General features: G+C 64.2%; 16 protein-coding genes. 9 read left to right on the top strand and 7 right to left on the bottom strand.

Annotated features, from left to right (window positions below; translation table 11 throughout):
• Positions 1-125 precede the first annotated feature (125 nt).
• Positions 126-1787, top strand: coding sequence for an amidohydrolase (locus AC1DQQ_RS19450; protein ID WP_478046425.1), 1662 nt, complete (start codon positions 126-128; stop codon positions 1785-1787).
• Here the strand turns inward: AC1DQQ_RS19450 and pdxR are convergent.
• Complete coding sequence (pdxR, locus tag AC1DQQ_RS19455) at positions 1772-3244, bottom strand: MocR-like pyridoxine biosynthesis transcription factor PdxR (protein WP_478046427.1); 1473 nt, start codon at positions 3242-3244, stop codon at positions 1772-1774. The genes AC1DQQ_RS19450 and pdxR overlap by 16 nt on opposite strands.
• Before the next feature lie 180 nt (positions 3245-3424).
• Here pdxR and AC1DQQ_RS19460 point away from each other — a divergent pair, with 180 nt between their 5' ends.
• Positions 3425-4096, top strand: a complete 672-nt coding sequence (locus tag AC1DQQ_RS19460; RefSeq protein WP_478031772.1) for an FMN-binding negative transcriptional regulator — start codon at positions 3425-3427, stop codon at positions 4094-4096.
• Positions 4097-4102: 6 nt separating this feature from the next.
• Here AC1DQQ_RS19460 and AC1DQQ_RS19465 read toward each other — a convergent pair whose 3' ends face one another.
• Positions 4103-5311, bottom strand: a complete 1209-nt coding sequence (locus AC1DQQ_RS19465; protein WP_478031773.1) for a PepSY-associated TM helix domain-containing protein — start codon at positions 5309-5311, stop codon at positions 4103-4105.
• Positions 5312-5729: 418 nt separating this feature from the next.
• Between AC1DQQ_RS19465 and AC1DQQ_RS19470 the strand changes: the two genes are divergently transcribed.
• Both AC1DQQ_RS19470 and AC1DQQ_RS19475 read left to right on the top strand, forming a co-directional pair.
• Positions 5730-8765: a TonB-dependent receptor gene (locus AC1DQQ_RS19470; RefSeq protein WP_478031774.1), complete on the top strand. Its 3036-nt coding sequence runs from the start codon at positions 5730-5732 to the stop codon at positions 8763-8765.
• 116 nt (positions 8766-8881) lie between these two features.
• Positions 8882-10234: an oligogalacturonate lyase family protein gene (locus tag AC1DQQ_RS19475; RefSeq protein ID WP_478046429.1), complete on the top strand. Its 1353-nt coding sequence runs from the start codon at positions 8882-8884 to the stop codon at positions 10232-10234.
• Positions 10235-10290: 56 nt separating this feature from the next.
• On the opposite strand, the gene AC1DQQ_RS19480 is transcribed toward AC1DQQ_RS19475, so the two are convergent.
• The gene (locus AC1DQQ_RS19480; RefSeq protein ID WP_478040724.1) at positions 10291-11232 is read right to left on the bottom strand and encodes a 2-dehydropantoate 2-reductase; all 942 of its coding nucleotides are present in this window, start codon (positions 11230-11232) and stop codon (positions 10291-10293) included.
• Positions 11233-11369: 137 nt separating this feature from the next.
• Here AC1DQQ_RS19480 and AC1DQQ_RS19485 point away from each other — a divergent pair, with 137 nt between their 5' ends.
• Positions 11370-12155: an IclR family transcriptional regulator gene (locus tag AC1DQQ_RS19485; RefSeq protein WP_478031779.1), complete on the top strand. Its 786-nt coding sequence runs from the start codon at positions 11370-11372 to the stop codon at positions 12153-12155.
• Positions 12156-12214: 59 nt separating this feature from the next.
• Here the strand turns inward: AC1DQQ_RS19485 and AC1DQQ_RS19490 are convergent, their stop codons facing one another.
• Together AC1DQQ_RS19490 and AC1DQQ_RS19495 are read right to left on the bottom strand one after the other, a co-directional pair.
• On the bottom strand, positions 12215-14125 hold the full coding sequence (locus AC1DQQ_RS19490) for a hypothetical protein (protein ID WP_478046431.1): 1911 nt from the start codon (positions 14123-14125) through the stop codon (positions 12215-12217).
• Positions 14126-14153: 28 nt separating this feature from the next.
• The gene (locus tag AC1DQQ_RS19495) at positions 14154-16868 is read right to left on the bottom strand and encodes an exo-rhamnogalacturonan lyase family protein (protein ID WP_478046432.1); all 2715 of its coding nucleotides are present in this window, start codon (positions 16866-16868) and stop codon (positions 14154-14156) included.
• Between the two features lie 355 nt (positions 16869-17223).
• Between AC1DQQ_RS19495 and AC1DQQ_RS19500 the strand changes: the two genes are divergently transcribed.
• From AC1DQQ_RS19500 to AC1DQQ_RS19510, 3 genes are read left to right on the top strand one after another with little or no spacing between them, the layout of a single operon-like run.
• Positions 17224-18024, top strand: coding sequence for a rhamnogalacturonan acetylesterase (locus tag AC1DQQ_RS19500; RefSeq protein ID WP_478046434.1), 801 nt, complete (start codon positions 17224-17226; stop codon positions 18022-18024).
• The gene (locus AC1DQQ_RS19505; RefSeq protein ID WP_478046435.1) at positions 18015-19247 is read left to right on the top strand and encodes a rhamnogalacturonan acetylesterase; all 1233 of its coding nucleotides are present in this window, start codon (positions 18015-18017) and stop codon (positions 19245-19247) included. The genes AC1DQQ_RS19500 and AC1DQQ_RS19505 overlap by 10 nt, the downstream gene beginning before the upstream one ends.
• Positions 19247-20236 (top strand): alpha/beta hydrolase, encoded by a 990-nt coding sequence (locus tag AC1DQQ_RS19510; protein WP_478046437.1) that lies wholly within the window; start codon positions 19247-19249, stop codon positions 20234-20236. The genes AC1DQQ_RS19505 and AC1DQQ_RS19510 overlap by 1 nt, the downstream gene beginning before the upstream one ends.
• 48 nt (positions 20237-20284) lie before the next feature.
• Here the strand turns inward: AC1DQQ_RS19510 and AC1DQQ_RS19515 are convergent, their stop codons facing one another.
• Together AC1DQQ_RS19515 and AC1DQQ_RS19520 are read right to left on the bottom strand one after the other, a co-directional pair.
• Positions 20285-22219, bottom strand: a complete 1935-nt coding sequence (locus tag AC1DQQ_RS19515) for a rhamnogalacturonan lyase (protein ID WP_478046438.1) — start codon at positions 22217-22219, stop codon at positions 20285-20287.
• Positions 22220-22306: 87 nt separating this feature from the next.
• Positions 22307-22615, bottom strand: coding sequence for a hypothetical protein (locus AC1DQQ_RS19520; protein ID WP_478046440.1), 309 nt, complete (start codon positions 22613-22615; stop codon positions 22307-22309).
• Between the two features lie 13 nt (positions 22616-22628).
• Between AC1DQQ_RS19520 and AC1DQQ_RS19525 the strand changes: the two genes are divergently transcribed.
• Positions 22629-25715 carry a TonB-dependent receptor gene (locus AC1DQQ_RS19525; protein WP_478046442.1) on the top strand — a complete coding sequence of 1029 codons (3087 nt, stop codon included), beginning with the start codon at positions 22629-22631 and terminating at the stop codon, positions 25713-25715.
• The last annotated feature ends 109 nt before the right edge of the window (positions 25716-25824 follow it).

The raw sequence follows: 25824 nt of genomic DNA on the forward strand, positions 1-25824 counted from the left end.
ACATCCAAAATGCGGATATCGAGGGGTCCAACGCTTGGACCCCTCGGCCTCGCGAGCTTGGATGTTTCGCCTGTGCGGCGGTAAGGAGCAGCATCGTCCGGTCGCGAACGACAGGGGAGCAAATGATGGATCGCCGCACTTTCCTGGGCGCAGCCGCCACCACCGCGCTGGCGTGGCGCGTCGGCGCGCTCGCTGCCGATCGCGGGCTCGACGTCGCGCTGGTCAATGGGTCGTTCTGGACCGGCATACCCGGACGGTCGCGCGTGGCCGCTTTGGGCATCGTCGGCGACCGCATCGCGGTGCTCGGTGCCGATGCCGTGAAGGCGCGGACGACGGCCCGGACGCGCGTGATCGATCTGGGCGGCGCGTTCGCCATGCCGGCCTTCACCGATGGTCATACCCATTTCCTCCATGGTTCGGTGACGTTGACCCAGCCCGACTTGCTGAGCGCGACCGACCGCGCCGATTTTGCCGCAAGGCTGGGCGCGGCAGCGCGCGCGCGACCAGGCAAATGGATCCTCGGTGGGACATGGGACGAGCAGAGGCTGGGGGGCGCCTTGCCCACGCACGAGTGGATCGACGCGGCCACGCCCGACACGCCGGTCTCATTGCCGCGCACCGATCTGCATTCCTATCTGCTCAACAGCGTCGCATTGAAACTCGCGGGTATCGACCGCAACACGCCTGACCCCGCCGGCGGCGTGATCGTCCGCGACGCGCAGGGTAATCCGACCGGCGTGCTGAAGGACAATGCGACCAAGTTGGTCGATCGCGTCATCCCCCCGCCAAGCGATGCCGATGCCGATGACGCGGTGCTGCTCGGTATCCGGCACGGGCTGAGCAAGGGCGTCGCGCACATCCACAATCCCGAGATAGACTGGACCACCTGGGGTCCGTTGCGCCGGCTCCATGCGCGCAAAGCGCTCGACATGCGCTTCTACGCCTTCGTCCCGCTGGTCGATTGGGAAAAGATGGCGAAGATCGTCGCGGAAGAAGGACGCGGCGACGACTGGCTGCGCTGGGGCGGGGTCAAGGCGCTGACCGATGGGTCGCTCGGGTCGCGCACCGCGGTGTTCTATGACGATTATACCGACGCGCCGGGCCAGCGCGGCGTGCGCGTGACGAGTCTTGCGAACCTGCGCGAGTGGATCGGCGCGGCCGACGCGCACGGGCTGCACGTCGCGGCGCATGCGATCGGCGACCGCGCCAATGACGACATGCTCGACATTTTCGCCGATGTCGCGCGAACCAACGGACCCAAGGACCGCCGCTTCCGCATCGAACATGCCCAGCATCTGCGCCCGTCGAGCATCGCGCGGTTCGCGAAACAGGGTGTGGTCGCTTCGGTCCAACCGTTCCACGCGATCGACGATGGACGCTGGGCAGTGAAGAGGATTGGCGAGAAAAGGCTGAACGGTACTTATGCCTTCCGTTCGCTGATCGACAGCGGCGCGCATGTCGCGTTCGGGTCGGACTGGCCCGTGGCCCCGCTCGATCCGCTGACCGGGCTCTATGCGGCGCTCACTCGGCGAACGATCGACGGCGCCAATCCCGATGGCTGGCTGCCCGACCAGAAGGTGACCGCCGAGCAGACCTTGGTCGCCTATACGCGCGGCAATGCCTGGTCGGGGTTCATGGAGGATCGCACCGGCCGGCTCGCGCCCGGCTTCTACGCCGACATCGCGGTGTTCGACCGCGACCTGCTGACGACCGATCCGCTCAAGGTTCAGGACGCCAAGGTGCTGCACACCTTTGTCGGTGGGAAGCAGCGTTACACCGCCGCCTGAGCAAGCAAAGCGATCGCGGCGCGCGCTTCGGCCTCCGTCGTACTGGCGAAGCCGAGCCGCAGCCCGCGCTCGGCGTCGGGGCTGGTCGCGAAGGAGCGGGAGTCGGCGAAACGGAGACCCAAAGCGGGAGCCGCGCGTTCGATCCGGTCGAGCAAGGCGGTATCCGGAAAGCGCAGCCAGAAGGCCAGCCCGCCATCGGGCACGCGAATGTCGGCCTTGTTGCCCAATTGGCCCCGCAATGCCTCGGCAAAGGCAGTGCGACGGTCGGCATAGATTTGCGACGCCTTGCGCGCATGGCGGCGGAGTTCGCCGCTTTCGATCAGCTCGGCGACGGCATCCTCGGTGAAGCTGTTGCCCATGCCGTCGATCGTCGAGACCTGGTGCGCGATGGCGTCGATCAGCGGCGGCGGTGCCGCGATATAGCCGATCCGCAGCGCCGGCAGCAGCAGCTTGGACAGCGATCCGACATAGATCACGCGCGCCGGGGCGTAGCTCGCCATCGGCAGCAGCGGCTGCGATTCGAAATGGAATTCGTGGTCGTAATCGTCCTCGATCAGCGCGAAGTCGAATTGCCGAGCGAGCTCGAGCAAGCGCAGCCGTCGTTCGGGGCGCAGCGCGACAGTGGTCGGGAATTGATGGTGCGGCGTCAGGAAGATCGCCCGCACATTGTGCTTGCGGCACGCTTTCTCGACATCCTCGACGTCGATCCCCTGATCGTCGAGCCCGACCGGCACGATCCGCGCACCGCGCGCCGCGAACGCGGTCACCGCCGGCTCGTAGGTCAGTTTCTCGACCAACACGGCGTCGCCGGGCGCGATCAGCAATTGGGTGGCAAGGAAGATGCCGTGCTGGCTGCCCCGCGTGATGCAGATGTGATCAGCGGTCACCGCCAGCCCGCGTTCGGCCTTCAGCATGTCGGCGATCGTCGCGCGCAACAGCGCCGTCCCGCGCGGGTCGCGATACGACATGCTGTCGGCACGCGCGCTGCGCTTGATCGCGGTGCGATAGGCGCGGCTCAATATGTCGACGGGAAACAGCCGGCCGTCGGGCGACCCTTCGTCGAGCTTGATACCGCGATCCGCCGACCAGGCGAGCGCGCGTTCGGGCGGCGGCTCGAAGCGATAAGCGGGACGGTCTCGCTCCGCTTCCGCGTTGCGCCGGGCAGCTGCCGGCAGTGCCGGCTTGTCGTCGTCGTGGAGGCTCGAGACCATCGTCCCGCGCGTGCCGTGCGATGTCAGCCAGCCTTGCGCGATCAAATCCTCATAGGCGAGGACCACGGTCTTGCGATTGACCGACAAGAGCTGGGCGAGTTCGCGGCTACTGGGCAGGAAAGTGCCCGAGGGCAGGCGTCCGCGCTCGATCTCGTGAATGATCGCGTGGACGATCTGGAGATAGATTGGCGTCGGCCGACCGGGGTCGATCCGTTCGCCGAGAGTGATCTTCCAGGGGCGCAGCATTGGTCCCCGTTTCTCCATTTTGATCCGATATGGACGGGTCCAGCTTAGCCGAAGCCAAGCGCGGCACAAGCCGGCGGTTGGTCCCCGCAATTTGTCGGACTTGGCGCTTGTCGCATCGGCCAAAGGCGCGGAGCATGAGCGTCATCGATACCGGCTGCGGCCGGGCAAAGGGGTTGAGATTTGACCGAACCGAGCGGATCCGATCCGGCGCAACCGGCCAGCGAAGCGGTTGGATTTACGCTGGTCGACTTCTCGATCTACGCGATCGAGAATGAAGTTATCGCGGCGCTGATCGCCGACTATCCGCTGGCCTGGGTGCTGCCGCGCTGCGCCGACGCCGGCCAGCCGCATCTGCTGCCCTTGCTCGCGCGGACCGATGCGGAGGGGCGGGTTGTCACGTTGATCGGTCATATGGGCCGCCGCAATCCGTTGGTCGCGGCGTTCGAGACATCGCCCGAGGCGCTGATCCTGTTCACCGGGCCGCAGGGTTATGTGTCCAACGCCCATGTCACCAACCCACGCTGGGCGCCGACCTGGAATTACGGGCAAGTGCGCGTCGAGGCCAGGATCACGCTCGAGCCGGCCGGCGGTGACGCCGCCTTGCTCGAACTGGTCGAGACAATGGATGCCGAGGAGAAGACCGGATGGCGTCCGGCGGACGCCGGCCCACGCTACCGCGCGATGGAGCAGGCGATCATCGCCTTTCGCGCCGACGTCACCCGGATCGAGCCGCGCTTCAAATTGGGGCAGGACGAGAATATTGGGACGTTGCGCGAAATACTCGACCGGCACCCCGACCCAACGCTGGTCCGCTGGATGCGGCGGATCAACCGCAAGCGGCTGGAAGCTTAACGGACTTTAGGCGCTAGTCTTGGCTGCTCGTGCCGCGGCGGCGCGTTTGCGTCGGGTCTTACGGGCGGAAACGCGCGGACGGCGGCGCTTGAGCCAGAGATAGACCCCGGTGACGCACATGCCGAGCGTGACGATACCGAGCACCAGGTCGAGCGCGACGCCGACCGTTCCGATCATCTCGCCAGTGTGAAGCGGATAGAGCGAGCGCATCAGCTTGAACCCGGCGCTGTCGCTGTACGGATTGTCTTCATTCACCAAGCGGCCATCGCGCCCGTCGAACCAATAGGTCACCGGCCCGAGCGCGCGGTAATTCTCGATCCCACCCGGACTGAAGCGCAGCCCGACCAGCCCGCGATCGGGTTCGTATTGCAGCGTCGACGGTGCCCAGCTCAGATGGTTGCGTTGGGCAAGCGCGGCGCCTTGGGCCAGCACTTGGCGATAATCGATCGTGCGCGCGACGGGCGCCGCCAATGCAGGGCCGTCGAACGGCGAGGGCCGGGCCGGCGACAGAAGCTTCACAGCCGGGATCAACGCTTCCCCAAAGAAGTTCATCGCCACCGAGGTAAAGGCAAGCACCGCCAGCGGCAGCATCAGCCACAAGCCGCTCGACCGGTGAAGGTCGAGCAACAGACGCGGCAGCGGGCTCGACCATTTGAAGGTCCAGGTCCTCTTCCAGTTGCGCAGATACGGGCGCTTGAGCGGCCAGGTCAGATAGATGCCGACCAGATTACTGATCAGCCAGGTCAGCGCGATCAGGCCCATCAGCCAGCGGCCCCAGTCGCCTGCGAGCAGCGTGAAATGGAGCTGGTAGACGCCCTGCATCAGATGCGGGCGGTCCCATCCTGGGCCAGTCCTGCGCGTGCCAGCGACCGTTCCGGTCGCGCGATCAAGGAAGACCTGATCATAATCGAGCGCGGGCTTGCCGGGGGCTTGCTCGACCGCAACGATGAGGTTGCGGCCCGCCTTCGCATTGACCGGAAAATAGGTCGCGACGAGCTCTGGATGGTCGCGTTCGAGACGTTCGACCGCGGCGAGCGGTTGGATCAGCGCGGGGCTGCTCGGCGCGAACAATTCGGGGTTGAGCCACGCATCGAGCGGCTTTTCGAAGCAGAGCAGACAGCCGGTGGCGGCGGCGATGGCCAGGAAGGCAAGCATCGCCAACCCCGAATAGCGATGGATCGCCGTCCAGAATTGTCGCCGCTCGATCTGCGTCATCGCCTCAACCCCCAGCCAGCCACCGCAAGTGCCCTCTTGGCGCCCGTCGCGACACCTCCAATCCTAAGATCGGAATGGGTCCATTTGCGGATCGTGCGTCCGACTGGTCGCGAGAGTTGAGACCGAATCGCCACCCTCACACCAGGTTTGCCGAAATAGAATCATGGAGCCTCGGAAAACGCTTCAACGAGAAAATCTCTCATTTTCCCACAATATGGAACGTGCACGCAATATTTGGTCTTTACAGCGCGACGTAATCTGTCGGACAATCGGTTTGCGCGTGATGGCGCATGGGAGGTGATGCGAGCCCTCGCAGTGTTTTCGCTCTGGAGGGGGCGGCTCAACTGTCGATGGCGCATCCGAAATGAAAAGAGAGGCGGCTCGCCGAAGCTGCCCTCATCGGGAGAGGGAAATGGGGATGATTTCGAAGAGCATTGGTCGCAGTCGGGCGCGGATTCTGCGGCCGTCGCTTCTGGCGCTGGCCACGGCGTCGGTGTCGATCGGTTTTTCCGGCGCTGCCTATGCGCAAGCGACGCCGCCGGCCGGTTCCGCCGCCGACAAGGGGCCTGAAAAGGCTGCGCCGAGCGACCAGGACACGAGCGCCCCCAACGATATCGTCGTGACCAGCTACCGCGCTTCGCTCGAAAGCGCGATCGACAGCAAGCGCAGCGCGGTCAATATCGTCGATGTCATCAAGGCCGACGACATGGCCAGCTTCCCCGACGCCAATCTGGCGGAGTCGATCCAGCGCATTCCGGGCGTTTCGATCACCAGAGACGGCGGTGAGGGACGGAACGTGACCGTTCGCGGGCTCGGCGGCGATTTCGTTCGCACCCTGCTCAACGGTATCGAGGCCTATTCCGCGACCACCGGATCCACCTTGGGCCAGGTCGCCGGCATCAACCGCACGCGCGGTTTCGATTTCTCCACTTTCGCGTCGGAATTGTTCAACAGCGTCACCGTCAGCAAGACGCAATCGGCGGAGATGGACGAAGGATCGCTGGCCGCGACGATCGATCTTCAAACCGCGCGTCCGTTCGACAAGAAGGGTTTCCGTTTCGCGGTGTCGGGGCAGGGTGCCTATTACGACAATAACAAGACCTTCGCTCCGCGCGTCGCTGGACTGATCAGCGATACGTTCGGCGATTTCGGCGCGCTGGTATCGGTCGCTTACAGTACGCGGAAGGCGCAGGAAGACGGCTATAGCGATACGTCGCAATCAGACTATTCGGACGCGCTCAACGGCTTTTGCGGACGCGCGACCGACGATCCCAACCAACCCGGTAGCCAGGTCGTGAATACGCCGATCCCTTACGTGAATCCGCTTTCCGGAACGGGCAATCGGCCGGCCAATCAGTGTTTCTCCGGCCTCCCGTCAAACGACGCCGCTTATTCGAAGGTCAACCAGCCGAACGTCTTCCTGCCGAGAAATCCCGGGCTGGGGCGGTTCACGCTCGACCAAAAGCGGCTCGGCATAACGGTCGCGCTGCAATACAAACCGTCCGAGAAAACGCAGATCACGCTGGACGGCGTCTATTCGCAATTCGACCAGAATCGCAAGGATTTCGCCCTGTCGCTGGCGTCCAATAACCGCAACGTCAACGGCGCGACCGCCGCATTTCCATTGTTCGCCGGACGCGTCGATACGCAGCTGATCGACGTCAATGTCGATCCGACCGGGCAGGTCGATTACATGAAGCTCAACAATGTCGACATCAAACAGATCCAGGAGGTCAGCAAGACTCGTACAAAGACTTACGAATTCGGCCTTACCCTGAAGGAGGATCTGTCCGACGATCTGACCTTCGATGCGAAAATCGGTGCGGCCGGGTCGGATTTCAATCAGCCTTATGACGTCTTCATTTCCTATGACGGCTTCAACAAGAACGGCTATATCTACGACGCGCGAAATGACAGCCGGCGCCCGCTGATCAACTATGGCTACGACGTCAACAACGCCGCGAACGTCACCTTCACCAACGCCGGAACTGGCCTGACGCCGGATATCCGGCTGGTGAATGCGCGCGTGAAGAACAATCTGTTCACCGCCGCCGCCAGCTTCACCTATCGCGCCAACAGCGCTTTGTCGTTCAAGGCCGGCGCCCAATATAAGAGATTCAATTTCAACGCGCGTCAGAATCAGCGTCCCGCGGCCAGCGGCAACAATACGCCCGATCTGACCAAGTTCGGCTTTGCCCAATTTGCCGCTGACTTCCCGAACCTCTCGGCGCTCAGCACCAGCGTGACCGGCTTTGGCCAGGGGCTGGGCCTCCCGACGGGTTCGGTCAGCAGTTGGGTGGTGCCCGACGTCAACGCCTTCATCAGCAAGCTCGATCTGTTGTGCAATTGCGTCAACAAATATGGCGATTTCACCGTCAACAGTTCCGCTGCGCTTGGTCAGAACAGGGACGTGCGCGAGGAAGACAAAGCGCTTTACGGCCAGGTCAATTTCAACTTCGACGTACTGGACGGTCGCTCGCTGCGGGGCAATTTGGGCCTGCGTTATGTTCGCACCGATGTCGTGTCGGCCGGCTTTACCGGCAGTACGCGCGTCAGCGTGCCCAACGGATATGACGACTTCCTGCCCTCGGCCAACGTGTCGCTGGACGTCACCGACCGTCTGATCTTACGCGCCGCGGCGGCCAAGGTCATGGCGCGTCCTGGCCTGGGCAATCTCAATCCCGGCGGATCGATCAATACGAATTTCGGTGCGCAAAGCGCGTCGATCGGCAACCCCTTGCTCAAACCGTATCGGGCGAAGAATTACGATTTGAGCCTGGAATATTACCCGCAAAAGGGCGCGTTTTACGGCATCGCCTTGTTCTACAAGGATGTCGGCAGCACGATCCAGACAACGGCTTCGCTCGAGCCGTACGGGAACACCGGGCTACCGCTCAACCTCCTGCCTGTGGGACAAGACGCGACGACGATCTATACCGTCACGCGGTCACGCAATACGCCGGGCGGCTATATCGAGGGTGTCGAGGTCAATCTCCAGCAGCCCTTTACCTTCCTGCCCGGCTTCCTCGGGCATTTCGGGGCAGCGGTGAACTACACCTATGTGAAGTCGTCCGTGCTCTACTACCTGTCGACAGCGCCCAACGCGCCGGCAACGCACGATCAGTTCGTCAACGTTTCGCCGCACGCCGTCAACGCGACGCTGTTTTATGATGACGGACGGTTCTCTGCCCATGTCTCGGCGGCGTACCGGAGCGCCTATCTAATCGGCATGCCGTTCAAGCCCGGCGTAGAAGATGGCTATTACAGCTACGGCACCACCAACATCGACGCCTCGATGTCGCTCGCGATCACCAAGCGGTTCAAGATCACCGGCGATTTCCTGAATCTCACCGATCAGAAAGGCGATCAATATAGCGGCAAGGACCGCAAGGCGCAGCGCGTCTTCAGCACGACCGGGCGCTCCGTGTTTTTTGGGGCGGCCTATAGTTTCTGATCGAGCCGGACGGTTATTCTGCCACTGTCGGGGACAATTTGAGAACGAGACCAAAAGGTAAAAGTGAGTAATCGGCCGCGCGGCAGAACGCGGCCCGTTTTGGAGAGATGGAAGACATGAAGCTGATGGCTGCCGCGCTGCTCGCTTTGACCGCCATCGCGGGGTCGACCGCGGTGCCCGCTGCGGATACGCCGCGCGAATGGATCGACGCAAAGACCGGTCATCGTGTCGTTCGGATATCGACCGGCCCCGGCATGTCGAGCCTCTATTTCCACCAGCAGAGCTTCACCCCGCAAGGGGACAAGATGGTCATCTCGACGGCGGAGGGAATCGCTGCCGTCGAGTTGAAGACGTGGAAAATTACTCGCGTCGTGACCGGCAAGGGACTGCAATTGCTCTTCACTGGCCGCAAGACGCGCACAGTCTATTACTCGACGCGGGCCCGCTCGGCCGACGGCACGGGTGCGGCGGACCGCGATGGCCAGACCGGCGCGATCGAGGTGTGGGCAGCGGACATCGACAGCGGAAGACCGCGGAAGATCGCCGATGTGCCGGCTGGCGGCATCGCGACGATCAACGCCGACGAAACCTTGCTGGCCGGGGCTGTGACCCAACGCGCGATGCCGCTTCAGCCGGGCACGGCGGGTCGCGATGCCCGGTTCGATCAAGCTCCTTATGCCGCCAACGGCCCCGACGGTAAGCCGCTGACCTTCGCCGAGGCCAAGGAAGTGCGGCTCAACGAACGGCTCGAAGCCAAGATTCCGATGGAGATATTCACCATCGATATCCGCACCGGCCAGCGCAAGACCGTGATCGCGTCGACCGACTGGCTCAACCACCTTCAATTCTCGCCCACCGATCCGGGCCTGCTGATGTTTTGCCACGAGGGGCCCTGGCACAAGGTCGATCGGATCTGGACGATCAGGACCGACGGTAGCGGCCTGACCAAGATCCATGTTCGCACGATGAATATGGAGATCGCCGGACACGAATTCTGGTCGCCCGACGGCAAGACCATCTGGTACGATCTGCAAACGCCGCGCGGCGAGGTCTTCTGGCTCGCTGGATACGACCTCGCGACCGCCAAGCGGCGCTGGTACAAGGTCGACCGCAACCAATGGTCGGTCCATTACAATATCTCGCCCGACCAGAATGTGTTCTCCGGCGACGGCGGCGATAGCGAAATGGTCGCGCACGCGCCGGACGGCAAATGGCTGTACCTGTTCCGTCCCAAAGCGATTCCCGATGTCGCGGGCATCCATGCGCCGGGGTCGGAGGCATTGATCGCACCCGGCACGCTGGACGGCGAAAAGTTGGTCGACATGTCCAAACAGGATTATCGCCTCGAACCCAACGCCCGTTTTTCGCCCGACGGTAAATGGCTCATCTTCCGGTCGAACATGGAAGGCGAGCCGGGCATCTACGCGGTCGAGATCGCGCGCCAGGGCGCCGTGAAGCGACACTCATGACTCTCCGCGGTGCCGGCGACGCGCCGCGAGGCGGCGCCTGCTGCACTTGGCCGACGTCAGCGCTTCGATCGGACGCTTTCGTCGATCGTCACCAGCAAGCCGGCGATGGTATCGCTGACCGGGGTTGCGATGCCGTGCGCTTTGCCCAGCCGACCGACCACGCCGTTGCGGGCATCCCATTCCATCGGACGAGACGCGCGCCGGTCCGCGAGCATCGAATTGACCGAATCCGCCGGCGCATCGCGATAGCCTTGGACGATCGAATCCATCAGCGAGTCGTCGAGATCGGCGCCCTCCGCTCGGCCGACCGAGATACACTCGCGTATCAATGCGCGCATGATTTCGGCCGCGGGCTCGCGCCGCGCGACGCCGCCCGGTTCGTTGCTCAGGACCGATACGGCACCCGCGCTGTTGACGCACAGTTTTCGCCAAATCGCCGTGACAAAGTCCGGGCTCTCGGAGACATCAATCTCGGCCCGGTCGAACAATGCCGCAAAGGCACGCCCGGCTGGGCCCTTGGGTACTTCCATCGTGCCGCGCCGCCGTTGCCGGATGCGACCCGGCGCATCGCGCTCGGCCGGAATATCGACCATCACCGGCAGAAGCCGATCGGTTGGCACATAGTCGGCAAAACGACGCACATGCTCGACCCCATTTTGCAGAACGGCGACGCGCGTTTCCGGGTCGACGAGCTTCGCGAGCCACGCGACGGTGCCGGCGACGTCATAGGTCTTTGTCGCGATGAGAACCCAGTCGACCGGTTGCGCGGCATCGGGCCGCGAAATCTGACGTGGCGCGATGTCGAGACGCGTTGTCGGCGTCTCGACGATCAGGCGATCGAACGGCGTGCGAACGCACAAGGTTACGGAGATCGCATCGGATGACGCCAACCAAGCAGCGACGGTGCCGCCAATCGAACCGGGCCCGACAACAGCGGCGGTCGGTCGCGATCGATGGTCGGTTGGCAAGGCGTCGTCATCCTTCCTATCGTCAGTCACGCCGACCCCTTTCTCTTCCGTTTCCTCCCTCGGACCGCTAGTGAAAGGGCGGGGAGGAAACTATCTCGTCTCGCGACCCTCACGGAAACCAAACGATATTCACCAGTGCGCTGGCGCTAGCGCGGAGATAGAATTCGATGCCGAAAGATACCGACGTCAAGGATCCATACGCTTCGTTGAAGGGCGCGCAATCGCTGATGCGCGCGTTGGACATTCTCGATCAAGTAATCAACGGCCCGGTGAAATCGGCTGACTTGGCGCGCAATCTCGATCTTACGCGATCGACCACCCATCGACTTGCCCAGGCCCTGAGGGCACGCGATTACCTTGCGATCACGCCGGACGGCTATTCGCTCGGTCCGAAGCTTCTCCAGCTCGGATCGATGGCGCAGGAGCAGACCGATTATGTGCGGCTCGCCAGGCCGCATCTCGAGGCGCTGTCGGCCGAAACCGGCTATTGCGTCTTCCTCGGCAAGCGCGAGGGCGACTGGTCTCGCCATCTCGACCGCGTGACCGGGCGGCAGCGCCTGCGGGTGGCGACGGCGCCCGGCGATCGGCGATTGATCGTGGAGACCGGCATCGGAAAAGCGCTGCTGCTCGACCAATCGGAAGATGCGCTGACCAAATTGTTCCAGGCCGAAAAACCCCAGGCCAGCGCGAAGAAGCTGAAAGAGTGGCTCGACGCCATGCGCGAGAACAGGGCGCGAGGCGTGGTGCTTCACGAGAGCGACGCCGGCGACTTCGTGCGATCCGTCGCGGCGCCGGTGAGGAACGACAAAGGCCAGATCGTGGTTGCCATCAGCATCGCTGGAGCGTCCGCCTATCTGACCGACAAGGTTCTCGACGAACTCGCCAATCCTGTGAAGGCGGCAGCGGCCAGCATCGGTGCGACGCTCGGATATCGGGCATCCACTTCCGACTAAACCGATCGCTGTCGCCGCGTGCCGGCAGCGATCGGCGATCCTGAAGAATCGTCGCCCAACTAGGGGTTCGGCATCGTGAACAGCCGGTCATAGTCGCGCCAATGGGCGTTCATGGTGCGGACCTTTTGCCGCAGCACGGACTGGAAATTGGGGCCAAGCTTCATGATCGTCTCCTCGTCTTCGCTGGCTGCAAGATCGAGCAGGGGACGGCTGCTGCCCGACATCAGAGTGTCGAGCGCCACCGCCGTATCGATCTCGCGTCGGGCGGTGTTGATCATGTCGGCGCGCGCCCAATCGTTCTGCACGCCCAGCACCGGATGGGCTTCCGGTTTCACGCCCAGCGCGGTGATGCGGTCGAGCTGCGCCTGGTAACCGACCATGTTGTCGGCCGACTGCAACAAATAGCCCAGCGCCTGAACGCGCTTGCTCGTTAGCCGCCAATAGTCCGCCGCATCGGGCGTGCTCGCCGAGGCCGCGAGGGCATCGAAATCCTTCTGCGCGCGCCGGACGCGCGGTAGGGATATTTCGATGGCGCGTTGGAATAGCAGGTGCGCGCCCCATCCTTCGTACATCCGCATTGCCTGGATGTCGGCCAGATTGGATGCCGATTCTTCGGTCCCGGCCTGAAAGAGGAAGCGGCGATAGCCGACCTTTTCGGCATCGCTCAGCTCGGCCGGAATCGGCACCATCGGCCGTTCGATCCAGCGATTGAGCACATGACCCATGCGCAGCATTGGACCGAAGTCGAGCACGTCGAGATACTTCCGCACATCGTTGAGCGCGCTCCAGGCGTCGATCAATGTGTCGGCCTGGCTGTCACCCACTTCCGCTACGGCGAACCGCCGCAGCGCGGCGAGCCGATCGACCGCCGTCGCCATCGGCTGATCCCGCGTCGAGCTGAGCAGCCGGAACGTGAAATCCTCACTTTCGCGATCGCCGAGCAGATAGGCCTTATGAGCGCCGCTCGATCTGGTGACGGGATCGAAACTCGGAACGACGAGGCCGACCACCGGTGAGAAGGCGCCGTCATCGATACGGGTGATGCCGGTCTCGAACGGGCGCCCCTCGGGACCCTCCTTGCCGTTGACGGCGAGATCGGCGGGAAGTTTGCGCTGGATGTTTTCGAGCACGTCCGGGCCGAAGGTCGCGATCATCCACGGCCGTGGCGGTATCTGATTGATGTTGATGCGGATCCGATGACCCGACGCGGCGGCCGCTTGCTGGATGTTGGTCATGAAGCCGACCACTCTGTCGGCGAGCGGCACGCCGCGGTTTTCCGACGCGCCATTCGCGCCGGGGTACAGGCCGGGTGCCCAATCGAAGCCCGACCCGGCATCGGTCGTGACCCACAGAAACGTCTCGATCTGCGGGCATGCCGACACGAGCGCATTGGTCGCCTCGCGATACATGGCCAGCACATCGGGATTCGTCACGTTCGGCGCGAAATAGACCTTCTTCGATCGCGTGACCTGATCGATGCGAGGGCCGCGATATTCGGGATGAGCGGCGAAGAAGGCCTCGGGCAGGACGCCGGGCTCGTTCGCGCTCCAGATCGCCTTCAGATCGTATTTGCCGAGGATCCGGCAGCGCTGCGTGACGATGCGCTGGACCCGCGCCGCATATGCCGCGTCCATGAACGGACGGACCGCCGCCGGCGGGAACATTTTGAACAGGGTTGCGTGGTGCGCGAACCATGCGGGATAGGGATCGTCGGCGTCCAGCTCCCAATAGGCGATTGGAAGCCCTTCGGTGACCACCACCTCGGTCGCCCCCAGTTCGTGCGCCATCCTGGCCCGGCGGTCGAAATCGGCGAGATCGCCGGCATCCCGGCTGGCCATCGAGGCAGCGGCCGACTTATCGCTGGAGGCGGCGATCTTGCCGGCGGCGATGGCGGGCGGGGCGACCATCGTCGGCGCGAGCACCGCAAGAAGGGGCATCGTTACGGCGCGCCACATCGACAGACGTCTCATATACTTACTCCGATCGTGCGGCGGCGACCTAGTCACGGCCGGAATCGCCCAGTCGTTTGCGCCCGGGAGCGTCGGGCGCGACGATCGGCACCTGGTCGAGCGCTTCGGGTATCAAGGCCAGGCACTGGATCGCCGCCAGCCCCCATTGCGCCGAGGCGTTGGTCGATACGCCCGGCCATTCGAGCACGTTATCGACCATGTGCCGCGGGTCGCGCGGCCAGGTCCCGAGCCCGGCATCGCCCGACAGGAACTCGCCGGCCGCGCGCGTCGCCAGCGCTGCATCCTTCTCCTGGAACGCGGCATAGGCGGTGAGCCGCGAATGCCCCTCGCGCAGGTTACGCGGTCCGAACGGAGGCCCGAACTTGGCCAGATAATCCGCCTGCGGCGCGTTGTACCAACGGCAATATTCCAGCCATGCGGCTCGATAGGACGGAACATCGAGCAGGCGCAGCAGCTCCGAACTGACTTCGACCGCGCCGAACACGGCATTGAGATGGGACAGCCCGATGCCGCGTTTCTGGTCGATGAAGCGGCCGGTCGCCAGTTCGAACGGCGCGCTCCCGGTCATCCAGCCATGCGGCAGGCGGCCGATCGTCTCCAGCCCGGCGACGATCCGATCGCGCCACTTGGTGTTGCCGGTCCGCTCCCACTCGGTCAGCCAGGCGGCGGCAAGCGGGCACCAGGTGGTGCCAAACGTCATCTCGATCGTGCCGGGGGGCAATTGCGGTTTCTTCGCCCCGGGGACCTTCCGTCCGATCTCGACGCCGGTCAACGCATGGTCGGACGTGATCAGCGCGCGCATCAAATCGCCGACCCGCTCATCGGCGGTCAGGTAATAATAGATCCGGCGGTAGGTGGCGTTGCTGACGCGCGGTTGTTTCGAGCTGTCGCCCCAATGTTGCACGCCATGGCGCGTGCCGAGACCGGCGAAACGCCCGGTGTGATAGACGTCGACTTCGCTGGTGTGGCGCGTCATCGCTTCGGCCAGGCGCCAGGTTTGCGCGTCGCCGGTGCGGAGTGCCTGATACCATAGCCACAAGTCGGTCGAGAGCTCGCTATTGTCCCAGGCGAAACCGCCAATGTCGTAGCGCCAGCGATGGCGGTCGGCGTCATAGGTGTGCATCACATCGCCATGGTTCCAGAAACCGTACCAGGAGCGGCGATCGACCTCACCGGCATAGAAATCGACCAGATTGGACAGCTGGTTTTCGATCGCGGTGCGGTTGGGAGTCGAGCGGTCGGGAAGACCGTAATCGGCGAATATCCCGGCGGCATGGAGGTGCGCGGGGGCGGCCATCAATTGCGGCGGTTGCGCCTGAGCGGTGGCCATCGCCGCCAACCTGTCGTGATCGGGCGTGGCGGGCAGCGCCCATAGCATCAATTCGCTGGTGCGTGCGATGCCCGAGGCGTCGTCCCAGCCGGGTTCGTAATCCTCATAAGTGACCGACAGCCCCTCATTCTGCGCGTCATACCCCTCCATTCCCATCGTGCCGTGATAGGGGCGCAGGTCCATGGCGGGCGCCTCAGGCGACCACAGCCAGGCGGTCAGCTTTGCGGCGTCGCCGGTCGCGCCGTCGATGTGCAGCGCGGTCGGATGGCGTTGCCAGAAATAGCGGACGCCGATCGCGGCGCCTCCATCCGGTCCGCCGACATAAGCGAGGCCAGGCGCGCGCCGCCCTTCCGCCGCGTCGATCCATCCCTGATCGCCACCGGTGCGCTTGGTCAGCGCCCAGCCGTTGGCGGTCGGCTGCTCGAGGCGAAAGTCGCCCCAGGCGGGAATGCGCTGCAGCGTCGCGCGGACCGCATTTGCCATCCGGTCGAGCGGGGGTGTTGCGCGGCCGGCAATCTGAGCGTCGCGAAACGCCTTGCCGGGGTCGCGACGCAGCCCGGTCAGCGGGCGGACTCCTTCGGCGAACATCTGGCCGCCTGTGGCAATGCGGACGTGACGATCGTGAAGCTCGCCGCGCATCGGCACCGTCGCGCTGATGCCGAGCGAGGAAAGAAAATCGCGGCTCGCGCTGCCATCGAACACGACCGAGTGCACGATACGCAGACCGGTCGAGCCGGCATAAGCGTAGAGGCGGACGGTGAACGGCATCCAGGCGCGCTCGCCCGACACATGGTGACCGTCGATCCGCACCACCGCACGGACCTGCCCGCGCTGCTCGACCGTCGCCGTATCGATCCGGCCGGTGAACGGCGTGTCGGCGCCATGGATCGGTTCGGTACGCGACGACCCGACCAGCGAGACGGGACCGAGCACCGGCCTGCCGCCCTGCGTCGCAGACCGGATCAGGGCGTCGCCGCTCTTCGCGATTTCCCAAGCGAGGTCGCCGATGCGGATCGTGATCGCGGCGGCGTTTTCCGCGACCGCGACCGGCTGGGTTGGCGCCAAAGGTCGGCCGCGCGTGACGGTCAGCGCGTCCGGCGACAGGTCGGCGGGAATTGCGTGCGCGGTCCATTTGACCGACCCGTCGGGCCAGGTCGCGGTGGTCCAGCCTTGCGACGGCACCGGCTTTCCTGCGCCATCGAGAACGGTCAGCGGCGTGTCGCGCTTGATGGTGTCGCGTGGCCAGGCGACGCCAAAGGTCTGGCCGCCATGCAGGGCGGGCGCCTGGCCGTCGATCCAGTGCACGGGTGCGGGGACGAAGCTGACCATCGCGGCTTCCAGCCTGATCGGAAGCATGGTTGTCACGCCCGCCAACAGGCCGGCCTTCAGCGCGTCGCGACGGCTCAGGTGCATCTCTCTCTCCATCAACGGCAGGGGCCGGCAGACCGGCGGACAGGCAACGGGTTCCGAGCGATCCGTACCTCGGATCGGACGTCCGCATGTTGGCTAGTGTCGGTGGCGGTCGCGGGGTGCATGCCGAAAGGCATGCCAGCCAGCCGGATTATGCCCATTGCCTCGTCACCCCTTCTTCCCATCCCGCGCTGTTGCCGCGCGTTTGTCCTATCGGATCAGGATTACTCGCCTAGCATGTCCCGAAATATAGAAGCAATGTCTACATGTTGGGAAAATTGTAGCAAATTATCTCAGCCGGTTGCGGCTGGTAGGACGTGATTGCATAATGCGGAACAAGATGACGAAGGAGAGAAGGATGCGGGTGCCCAGCGTGCTGATCGGGGCTTTGGCCATGTTCGTGACGGCAAGCGTGCAGGCATCGTCGCCGGCGCCAATGCGCATCTTCATCGCCAGCGATTCGACCGCACAGGATTACAAACCCGACAAATATCCGCAGTCGGGATGGGGCACCATGCTGCGGTGCGCCGTGGGTCCGGAAGTGACGATCGAGAATCGCGCGATCGGTGGGCGCAGCACCAACAGCTTCATCCGCGAAGGCCGGCTCGACAAGATCGCCGCCGATCTGAGGAAGGGCGATACCCTGTTGATCCAGTTCGGCCATAACGACGCGAGCATCGACAAGCCCGAACGGTACACGACGATCGAGCAATATATCGCCAACCTCCACCGCTTTCTCGACGTGGCGAAAAAGGCGGGGGCGAGGGCGGTGATCCTGACCCCGGTTGCTCGCCGCGATTTCAAGGACGGCGTCGAGCAGCCGAGCTTCCCCGCTTATGCCGATGCCGCGCGCCGTGTGGCCAAGGAAACGCACACGCCATTGATCGACCTGGGCAAGAGCTCGCAGGCGATGGTCCAGGCGCTGGGCCCGGATGCCGCCAAACCCTATTATCTGCATTATGACGGGGCGGCAGGGGCGCCGGGTTATCCCAACGGCGTCGCCGACGACACGCATTTCAGCGAGATTGGCGCGCGCCATATCGCGGACCTGGTGGCGATGGGCCTCAAGGCATTGCGCCTGCCGATTTCGAAACGGGTGACGCCGCACGTTCCCGCGCTGACCGGCACCGGTCCGCTGGGCGGGCCGTCATGCGCCTGATCCCGATCGTCGCGATGATCGCCGCCGCGACGATCCAACCCGCGTCCGCTCAAGTCCGCCGCTTCGCGCTGGGCGCTACGTCAACGTCCGCCGATACCGTCGCGGTCGCGCTAGGCCGCGCCTATGCGGACGGATATGGCTATGAAGCGGGCAGCGATCGGCTGTTCTCGGTCGCTGCGGCACCGGGCAATTACCGCGTGACGGTGACGATCGGCCTCCCGAACCTGGCGACCGAGACCACGATCAAGGCGGAGTCGCGCCGCCTGATGGTCGACGCCTTGAAGGTTGCGGCCGGACGGCACGCGACCGTCAGCTTCATCGTCAATGTGCGCGATGCCAAATTGGTGCCGCCGCCAGCCAATGCACCCGGCGGATCGCTGGTGCTGCTGAAGTCGCGTGAGCAGGGCTCGTTCAGTTGGGACGACAGACTGACATTGGAGATTCTCGGCGAGCATCCTGGTGTGACCGCGATCGCGATCGAACCGGTGACATTGCCCACCGTGTTCCTGCTCGGCGATTCGACCGTCACCGACCAGCCGGCCGAGCCGGCGGCGAGCTGGGGACAGATGCTTCCCACCTTCTTCGCCCCCGACATCGCCATCGCCAATCACGCCGAGAGCGGCGAGACAATGAAGTCGTTCATGACCGAATTGCGCCTCGCCAAGGTGCTCGAACTGGCCAAACCTGGCGATTGGGCGTTGATCCAGTTCGGCCATAACGACCAGAAGGCGAACTGGCCGCAGACCTATGCCGCGGCCGAGACGACCTATCGCGATTATCTGCGCACCTGGATCGCCGAGTTCCGCAGGCGGGGTGTCACGCCGGTGCTGGTCAGCTCTCCCGAACGGCGCTTCTGGACGGGTACGCGAATCCGCCCGACCCTGAGCGACTATGCGGCGGCGGTGAAGGCGGTCGGCGCCGAGCTCGACGTGCCGGTGATCGACCTCAATGCCATGAGCATGGCTTTTTATGAGGCGCTGGGACCGGATCGGGCGCCTATTGCCTTCAACGACAATGGCAAGGACGCGACGCATCATGACAATTACGGCGCCTGGGTGCTGGCGAGGTGCGTGGCGAAGGGACTGGCGGATGCGAAGCTACCGCTGGCGCTGCATTTGAAAACCGACCTGCCGCCGTTCGATCCGGCTCGTCCGCCAGATCCGGCGGGCTTTCGGCTGGCGTCCAGCGTCGCGCATGACGCGCGCCGTCCGGAGGGCAATTGATGCCGACGCGCCGCTCGCTGATCGCCGGTTCCATCGCCGCATCGTTTGCCCTTCCCGCGACCCTGAGCGCGGCGCCGGATGCGCCAGACGCAACGGGTGAGGGCGTCACGGTCGACCGCTTCCCGATCTGGCCCAAGGCCCCGCCCGGCGCACCGACGCCGGCGGTGGTCGAGCAATGGGTCAAGAGATCGCCCAATGGCGGCGCCGACGACATTGCCTGGCCGCATGTCGCCTCACCGATGCTGACAATGGTCAAGCCGGCCAAACCGAGCGGCGCGGCGGTGCTCATTTGTCCGGGTGGCGGCTATGCCCGTGTCGCGGTGGGGCGTACGGGCGGCGCCATTGCGCGCGACTTCGCCGCGCGCGGGATTACCGCGTTCGAGCTGTTGTATCGGCTGCCGCACGACAATTGGGCGGCCGGGCCGGACACGCCGCTTCAGGATGCGCAGCGCGCCATGCGGGTGATCCGCGCCGGCGCGGGTACGCGCTGGACGGTCGATCCGGCGCGCGTCGCGGTCACCGGCTTCTCAGCCGGCGGGCACCTCGCGGCGCGGCTGGCGAGCCGGTCCGAGCTTGTGACCTATCAACCGCAGGACGCCGCCGATCGCCTGTCGGCGGCGCCGGTCGTGGCGGGACTGTTCTTCCCGGTCATCACGATGCTCGACGACGGCGTCCATGCCCAGTCGCGCCGCGAATTACTCGGCGCGCACGCTGCGGATCCGCAATGGCAGCAGCGTCTTTCGGCGCAACGCGATTTACCGGCGTCGATGCCGCCCAGCTTCGTCGCCTGCAACGGCGATGACCCGGTGGTGCCGTTCCGCAATGCGATGCTGATGTTCGAGGCACTGAAGGCGGCGAAGGTCCCGGCCGAATTGATGGTGTTCGAAAAGGGCGGTCACGGCCCGCCGGCCAACCATAAGGACGGCACGTCGGTACCGTGGCTGGACCTGTTCCTGGCGTGGAGCCGCGATCACGGCTGGCCCGGCTGACGACCCCCGAGCGGAAGACCCCATGAAGCGGGAAGGGCGGCGCAACCGTTATTGCGCCGCCGTCTCGCTCGGTTTCAACGCGCCGGGGAAATAGCTGAGATGCGGAGGCTGGTTATAGGCAGTGTTCTGCCAACCCACGCCGGCGCGGTAGACCGGATCCTGCATCAACGTGACCAATCGATGCGTCGTCGGATAGGGCGTTGTGTAGATGCGGAGCTCGCGATTGTCGGCCGAGCGCCACACCACTTCCTCGCGCCAATCGCCCAGGATGTCGGCCTGAAGGGCTGGGGTCGCCTTGGTGCCGTTATTCGACGCGACGTCGTCGGGATGCAGCAGGGTGACGGCGATGCCGCTCTTCCAATCCCATTTGCTGATCGTCGTGCCGTCGAGCAGCTCCTGCAGAAAATCGCCGTCCCAATAGATCGCGAAGTTGGTCTGGCGCGGCGCCGGGCCGATCGCCTTGCCATGGACGTCGAACAGGTCGCGGCTGTTCGACCCCCAGAGTTCGTCGCCGACATAGCGCGGGTCGATATCCGCGGCGACGCCGCGCCCGGTGTCGGTCTCGGCCGGCTTGGTCCACAGGACTTCGCCCGTGCGCGCGTCGAGCAGGCCCGAACCGAGCCCGCCATTCGCCTTCACTTCCTCGAACACGCCCCATTTCTCGAGCCCCGGACGCAGGGGGTCAAGGTCGCCGACATGCATCGTGTCGCCGTGATAGAGCGGGTCGGTCCATAGCCCTTTGCCATTGTCGTCGACCGCCATCGATCCGTAGATCACCTCGTCTCGGCCGTCGCCGTCGACATCCGCAATGCTGAGCTGGTGATTGCCGCGATTGCCATAGTCGCCATTGCCGGGCGCCGCCGAATCGAACAACCAGCGCTTGGTCAGCTTGCCGTTGCGGAAATCCCAAGCGGCGATCGCCGTGCGGGCGTAATAGCCGCGGCCGAAAATCATGCTGGGATGCCGCCCGTCGAGATAGGCGGTGCCGGCCAGGAAGCGGTCGGCGCGATTGGCATAGCCGTCGCCCCAGGTGTCGCGCAGTTGCTCGAAGGTCGGATTGCCGCCGGGATAGCGGGGCGGGTCGTACGGCGTGGTGGCCAGCGCCCGGCCGGTGCGGCCGTCGAACACGGTGAGATATTCGGGGCCCTTCAGGATGCGGCCCTTGAGCGGCGCCACTTTGGTCCCATCGGCGAGCAGCTTGGCACCGGTACGATCGGGCTGCGGCACTTCGCCGTCATGACTGCGCCAATCGGCCTTGGCATCGCCGATGACCTTACCGGTGCCGTCGACGGTTCCGTCGGCTGTCTTCATCGCCACTTCGGCGCGGCCATCGCCGTCGAAATCGAATACCTGGAACTGCGTGTAATGCGCGCCTGCGCGGATGTTCCTGCCCAGATCGATCCGCCACAGCCGCTTGCCGTCCAGCGTATAGGCGTCGACGAAAACGTCGCCGGTATAACCCGCCTGGCTATTGTCGTGGCTGTTGCTGGGATCCCATTTCAGGATCAGCTCGTAGCGGCCGTCGCCGTCGAGATCGCCCGCCGACACGTCGTTGGCCGTGTAGGTATAAGTCTCTCCATCGGGCTCCGTTCCGCCCGGTGGCGGGGTCAGCGGGATCGACAAATACCCTTTGGGCATCATGATCGCCGGGACGCTCGCCTTCCTTGTCACGGGAGCGCCGGCGACGCGCACCGTATAACGCGCGGCGGCCGACCCGCTGGGATCGACGAACGAACTGGTCTCGGAGATCGGGTTGGCGTTGATGCGGCGCCCGTCGCGATAGACGTCGAAGCCGACATTGCGTGCGTCGCTGTCCAGCAGGCGCCAGCTGACCAGCCAGCCGCCACCCTTGGCCGGCGAGGCGATCAGCCCGCGATCGAGTCGCTCGGCCTCTCGCGGCGGCGCCGCGCCGACGGCGTTCGCCATCGTCAACAGGGTGCCGATCGCGGATGTCGCGACCAATATTCTCCCGAAGCCCCGCATCATCTCTCTCCCGCTGGATCAGCATCCAATTATCCTACTTAATAGGATTGCATTCCACGTTTTGGCAACATAGAGTGAAACGAGTGCTCACAATGTGGGCATCGAAAGCGAAAGCTGCTGGACGACGGTAAAGGCCGCGTCACGAGAGGGGATGGCGATGAAAGTGCGATTTTTTTCCGCAGGAATCACCGTGGCGCATGGCCGTCCAGCCTCTGCCGCCCGCACCGCTTTCGCCGCCAGATAATCAGAAGCGCGTAATTCGCGCCGGCCGGGAAGGGCGCCGGGGCAATGCGAAAACGCGAGTACAGGAGAGAGATCGATGACTGCAGATCGCTGGCGGAAGGGGCGCCGCTTAACCACTACTTCCGTTCTCGCCTTGACGCTGGGTTGCGCCACCGCCGCGCCAGCGTTGGCCCAGACTGCGCCTGCCACGCCGCCGCAATCGGATCCCGCGCCCGCGCCTTCGGCCGCGCCGGGAACAGCGGCCCAGCCGCAGACGGCCAAGGCGCCGCAGGCCGAAGATCAGGCCGGCACGTCGTCCGAAGGCACCAAGGGCGAGATCCTGATCGTCGGCACGCGCGCGTCGCTGCGCTCGGCGATCGCGCGGAAGCGCAATGCGGGAACGGTGGTCGATTCGATCGTCGCCGACGACATTGCCAGCTTCCCCGACAAAAATGTCGGCGACTCCCTCGCGCGCGTGACCGGTGTGCAGCTCAGCCGCGATTTCGGAGAGGGGGTGCAGGTGTCGATCCGCGGCGTCGAGCCGGATCTCAACCGCGTCGAAGTCAACGGGGTGACCCAGATGTCGGCGCTCGGCACCCGCGGCGGCGATTTTCGCGAGCTAGCGACCGAGTTGGTCAAGTCGATCGACGTCTACAAAGGCTATACCGTCGATCTGACCGAGGGCGGAATCGGCGGGACCGTGGCGATCGAGCTGCGCAAGCCATTGGACTTGACCAAGCCGCTCGCCAGCGTCGTGCTTTCCGCGCAGCATCTCGACACCAGCCAGGATTGGCGGCCGCGCGGGACCCTCGTGATCGGAACGCCCCATCTGTTCATCGACGGGCTCGGCGTACTGCTCAACGTCACTTATGACGACGTCACGACGCGCCAGGATTATGCCAGCAATACCAATTACAAGCGCTTGGCAGATTTCGATCATTCGGATCAGAAGACCGTCGCCGACCCCAATTACTCGGCGTTCAACACCTATGGTAGCTGCGCGAATGTCGGCAGCACGTCGACCGCGACGTTCGCGACGCGCCGCACAGCGTGTGAGACGCAGTTCTTCGATTGGGTGGCGCAGGTGCCGCGCTATCGCAACCTGGTGCGCCGCGACAAGCGCCTGTCGGGCGACTTCACTGTCCAATATGAGGTCGCGCACAATCTTCGCTGGTATGCCGAGGCGACGATCAGCAACCGCGACCAGCGGTTGATGGACACCAATTATTCGCTCGATATCGGCCGCTATCAGCGCTTCCAGCTCGACCCTTCATTGGGCACAAGCTCGACGCCACAGGTCAAACTCGGGACGTCCACGGTCGATGGCAACCACGTCGTCACCAGTTACACGACTGCTTTGAACTCGGTGAATATCGGCACCGCGGCCGCGCCGGTCTATAGCGGCTCGAGCAACATCCTGGGCGTCCAGCGCCGGGACTTCCAATACAATCAGAAAACGCAATACTTCACTACGGGCTTCGACTGGGATGTCGGCCGGCTCAAGGTCAAGGGCATGGGATCCTATGCCAAAGGCAGCACGATCGGCGATACCAATCTCATCTCGCTGAGCACCGGGATCGCGGGTGTGTCGGTGGATACGCGCAACGCGCTGGGTATTCCCGTGCTGACCTATCCGAGCAGCGTCGATCCGGCCGATCCCAACATCTATGTCGACTATAACCGTGCCGGAAATGTGGGCCAGGCGGGGCCGGTCCTGCAATATCGCCCCGCCCAGTCGAGCAACACCGAAAAGCAGGTGAAGCTAGACTTCGACTGGCAGGTCGATCTCGGTCCGCTGAAGATGATCGAATTCGGCGGCCAGGGCCGTTGGCAGGATTATATTTCCTATACTGGCGGCGGTTCGCGCCTGATCTCGGCGCCGGGTGTCACGCCGCTCGTCTATCAAAGCAGCGCCAACGTCTCCTACACGACCAACGTGGTCAATGCGGCGACGGTGCCGCAGCGCGTGAACGGTACCACTTACTACATCACGCGCGCGGAATATGCCGGCTTGATCGACGCGCTCGGCACCATGAGCGGCGGCGCGCCGTTGTTCACCGGCCTACAAGGTGCCCCGGACTCGATCCCGGGTCGAATCTCCTACGCCAATTTCAACTCGGACATTCTCAGCAAATATTATGACCTGTCGGGCTTCGACCAGGATCTCGTGCTGAAAGCCAATGGCCTGCCGCAAATCCCGGCATACCAGATCAGCGAGACGGTGGCCGCCGGTTATCTGAAGGCCGATTTCGCCACTCATGTGTTCGGGATGCGCCTGACCGGCAATGCCGGCGTGCGCTATACCTTCACCAAGGACAGCGGCATCGGTACCAATATCAGCCGCGTGACTCGCTTTAATTCGACAGGCGGCACCGAGACGGTGGTGCTGGCCGCGCAACAGGCGACGCTGAACAACAGCTATGCCGATGTGCTGCCGGCGTTCAACGCGGCGCTGGAATTCACGCCCAATCTGGTGCTGCGCGCCAATTGGGCAAAGAACCTGGCGCGCCCGAAGCCGACCGACCTCGTGCCGAACATCAATTGCCTCGACGATGCCACGGTCGCCTCCGCCGATGACGTTTGCACGGCGGGCAATCCCGACTTGAAGCCCTATCGTGCGGACCAGTGGGAGCTCAATCTGGCCTGGTATGCGAACAAGGATACGCTGGTCAGCCTGGGTTATTACAAGAAATACGAATCGAGCTTTGTCGTCCCCAACGTGACTCGAAGCGGCGTGGACCTGTTCCACGACGGCATCACCTATACCGTCCGCCAGCCGGTCAACGGGTTCGGCGCGTTGCTCGACGGTGTCGAGGCGAGCGCGCAAACGGTGTTCAGCTTCCTGCCCAAGCCCTTCGACGGCTTTGGCGTGTCCGGAAACCTGACCTATGCCCGGGCGATCCGCACCAACCTGACCAATTCGGCCACCGGTGCGCCGCTCAACGAATATCCTGGCCTGTCAACCTGGACCTGGAATGCCAGCGTCTTCTACGACAAGGGCTGGCTGAACGTCCGGATGAACTACAATTACCGGTCGGATTGGCTGGTAACGATCGCCGATTCGAACAACGGCAACCTCCCGATCTATCGCAAGGCCGAGGGCTATCTGGACGGCAAGATCACCCTTCGCTTCCCCAAATGGCATTTCAGCGTGTTCGCCGAGATGCAGAACATCAACAAGGAATATTCGAAGTCCTATGTGAAGGGCATCGGCACCTCGGAAGTCTATTATCCCGGGCAGCGCTTCTTCGTCGGTGTGCAGGCCAAGTTCTGACGCTGAGGGATCACCGTTTCCTCCCCTCGACCGGCTGCCCAGCGGGTTGCCGGTCGCCTTTTGCGGTCGTGGATGGGATGGATCGCTCACGATTTCGCCGACCGAAAGA

Source organism: Sphingomonas sp. P4_G3 (assembly GCF_056401105.1).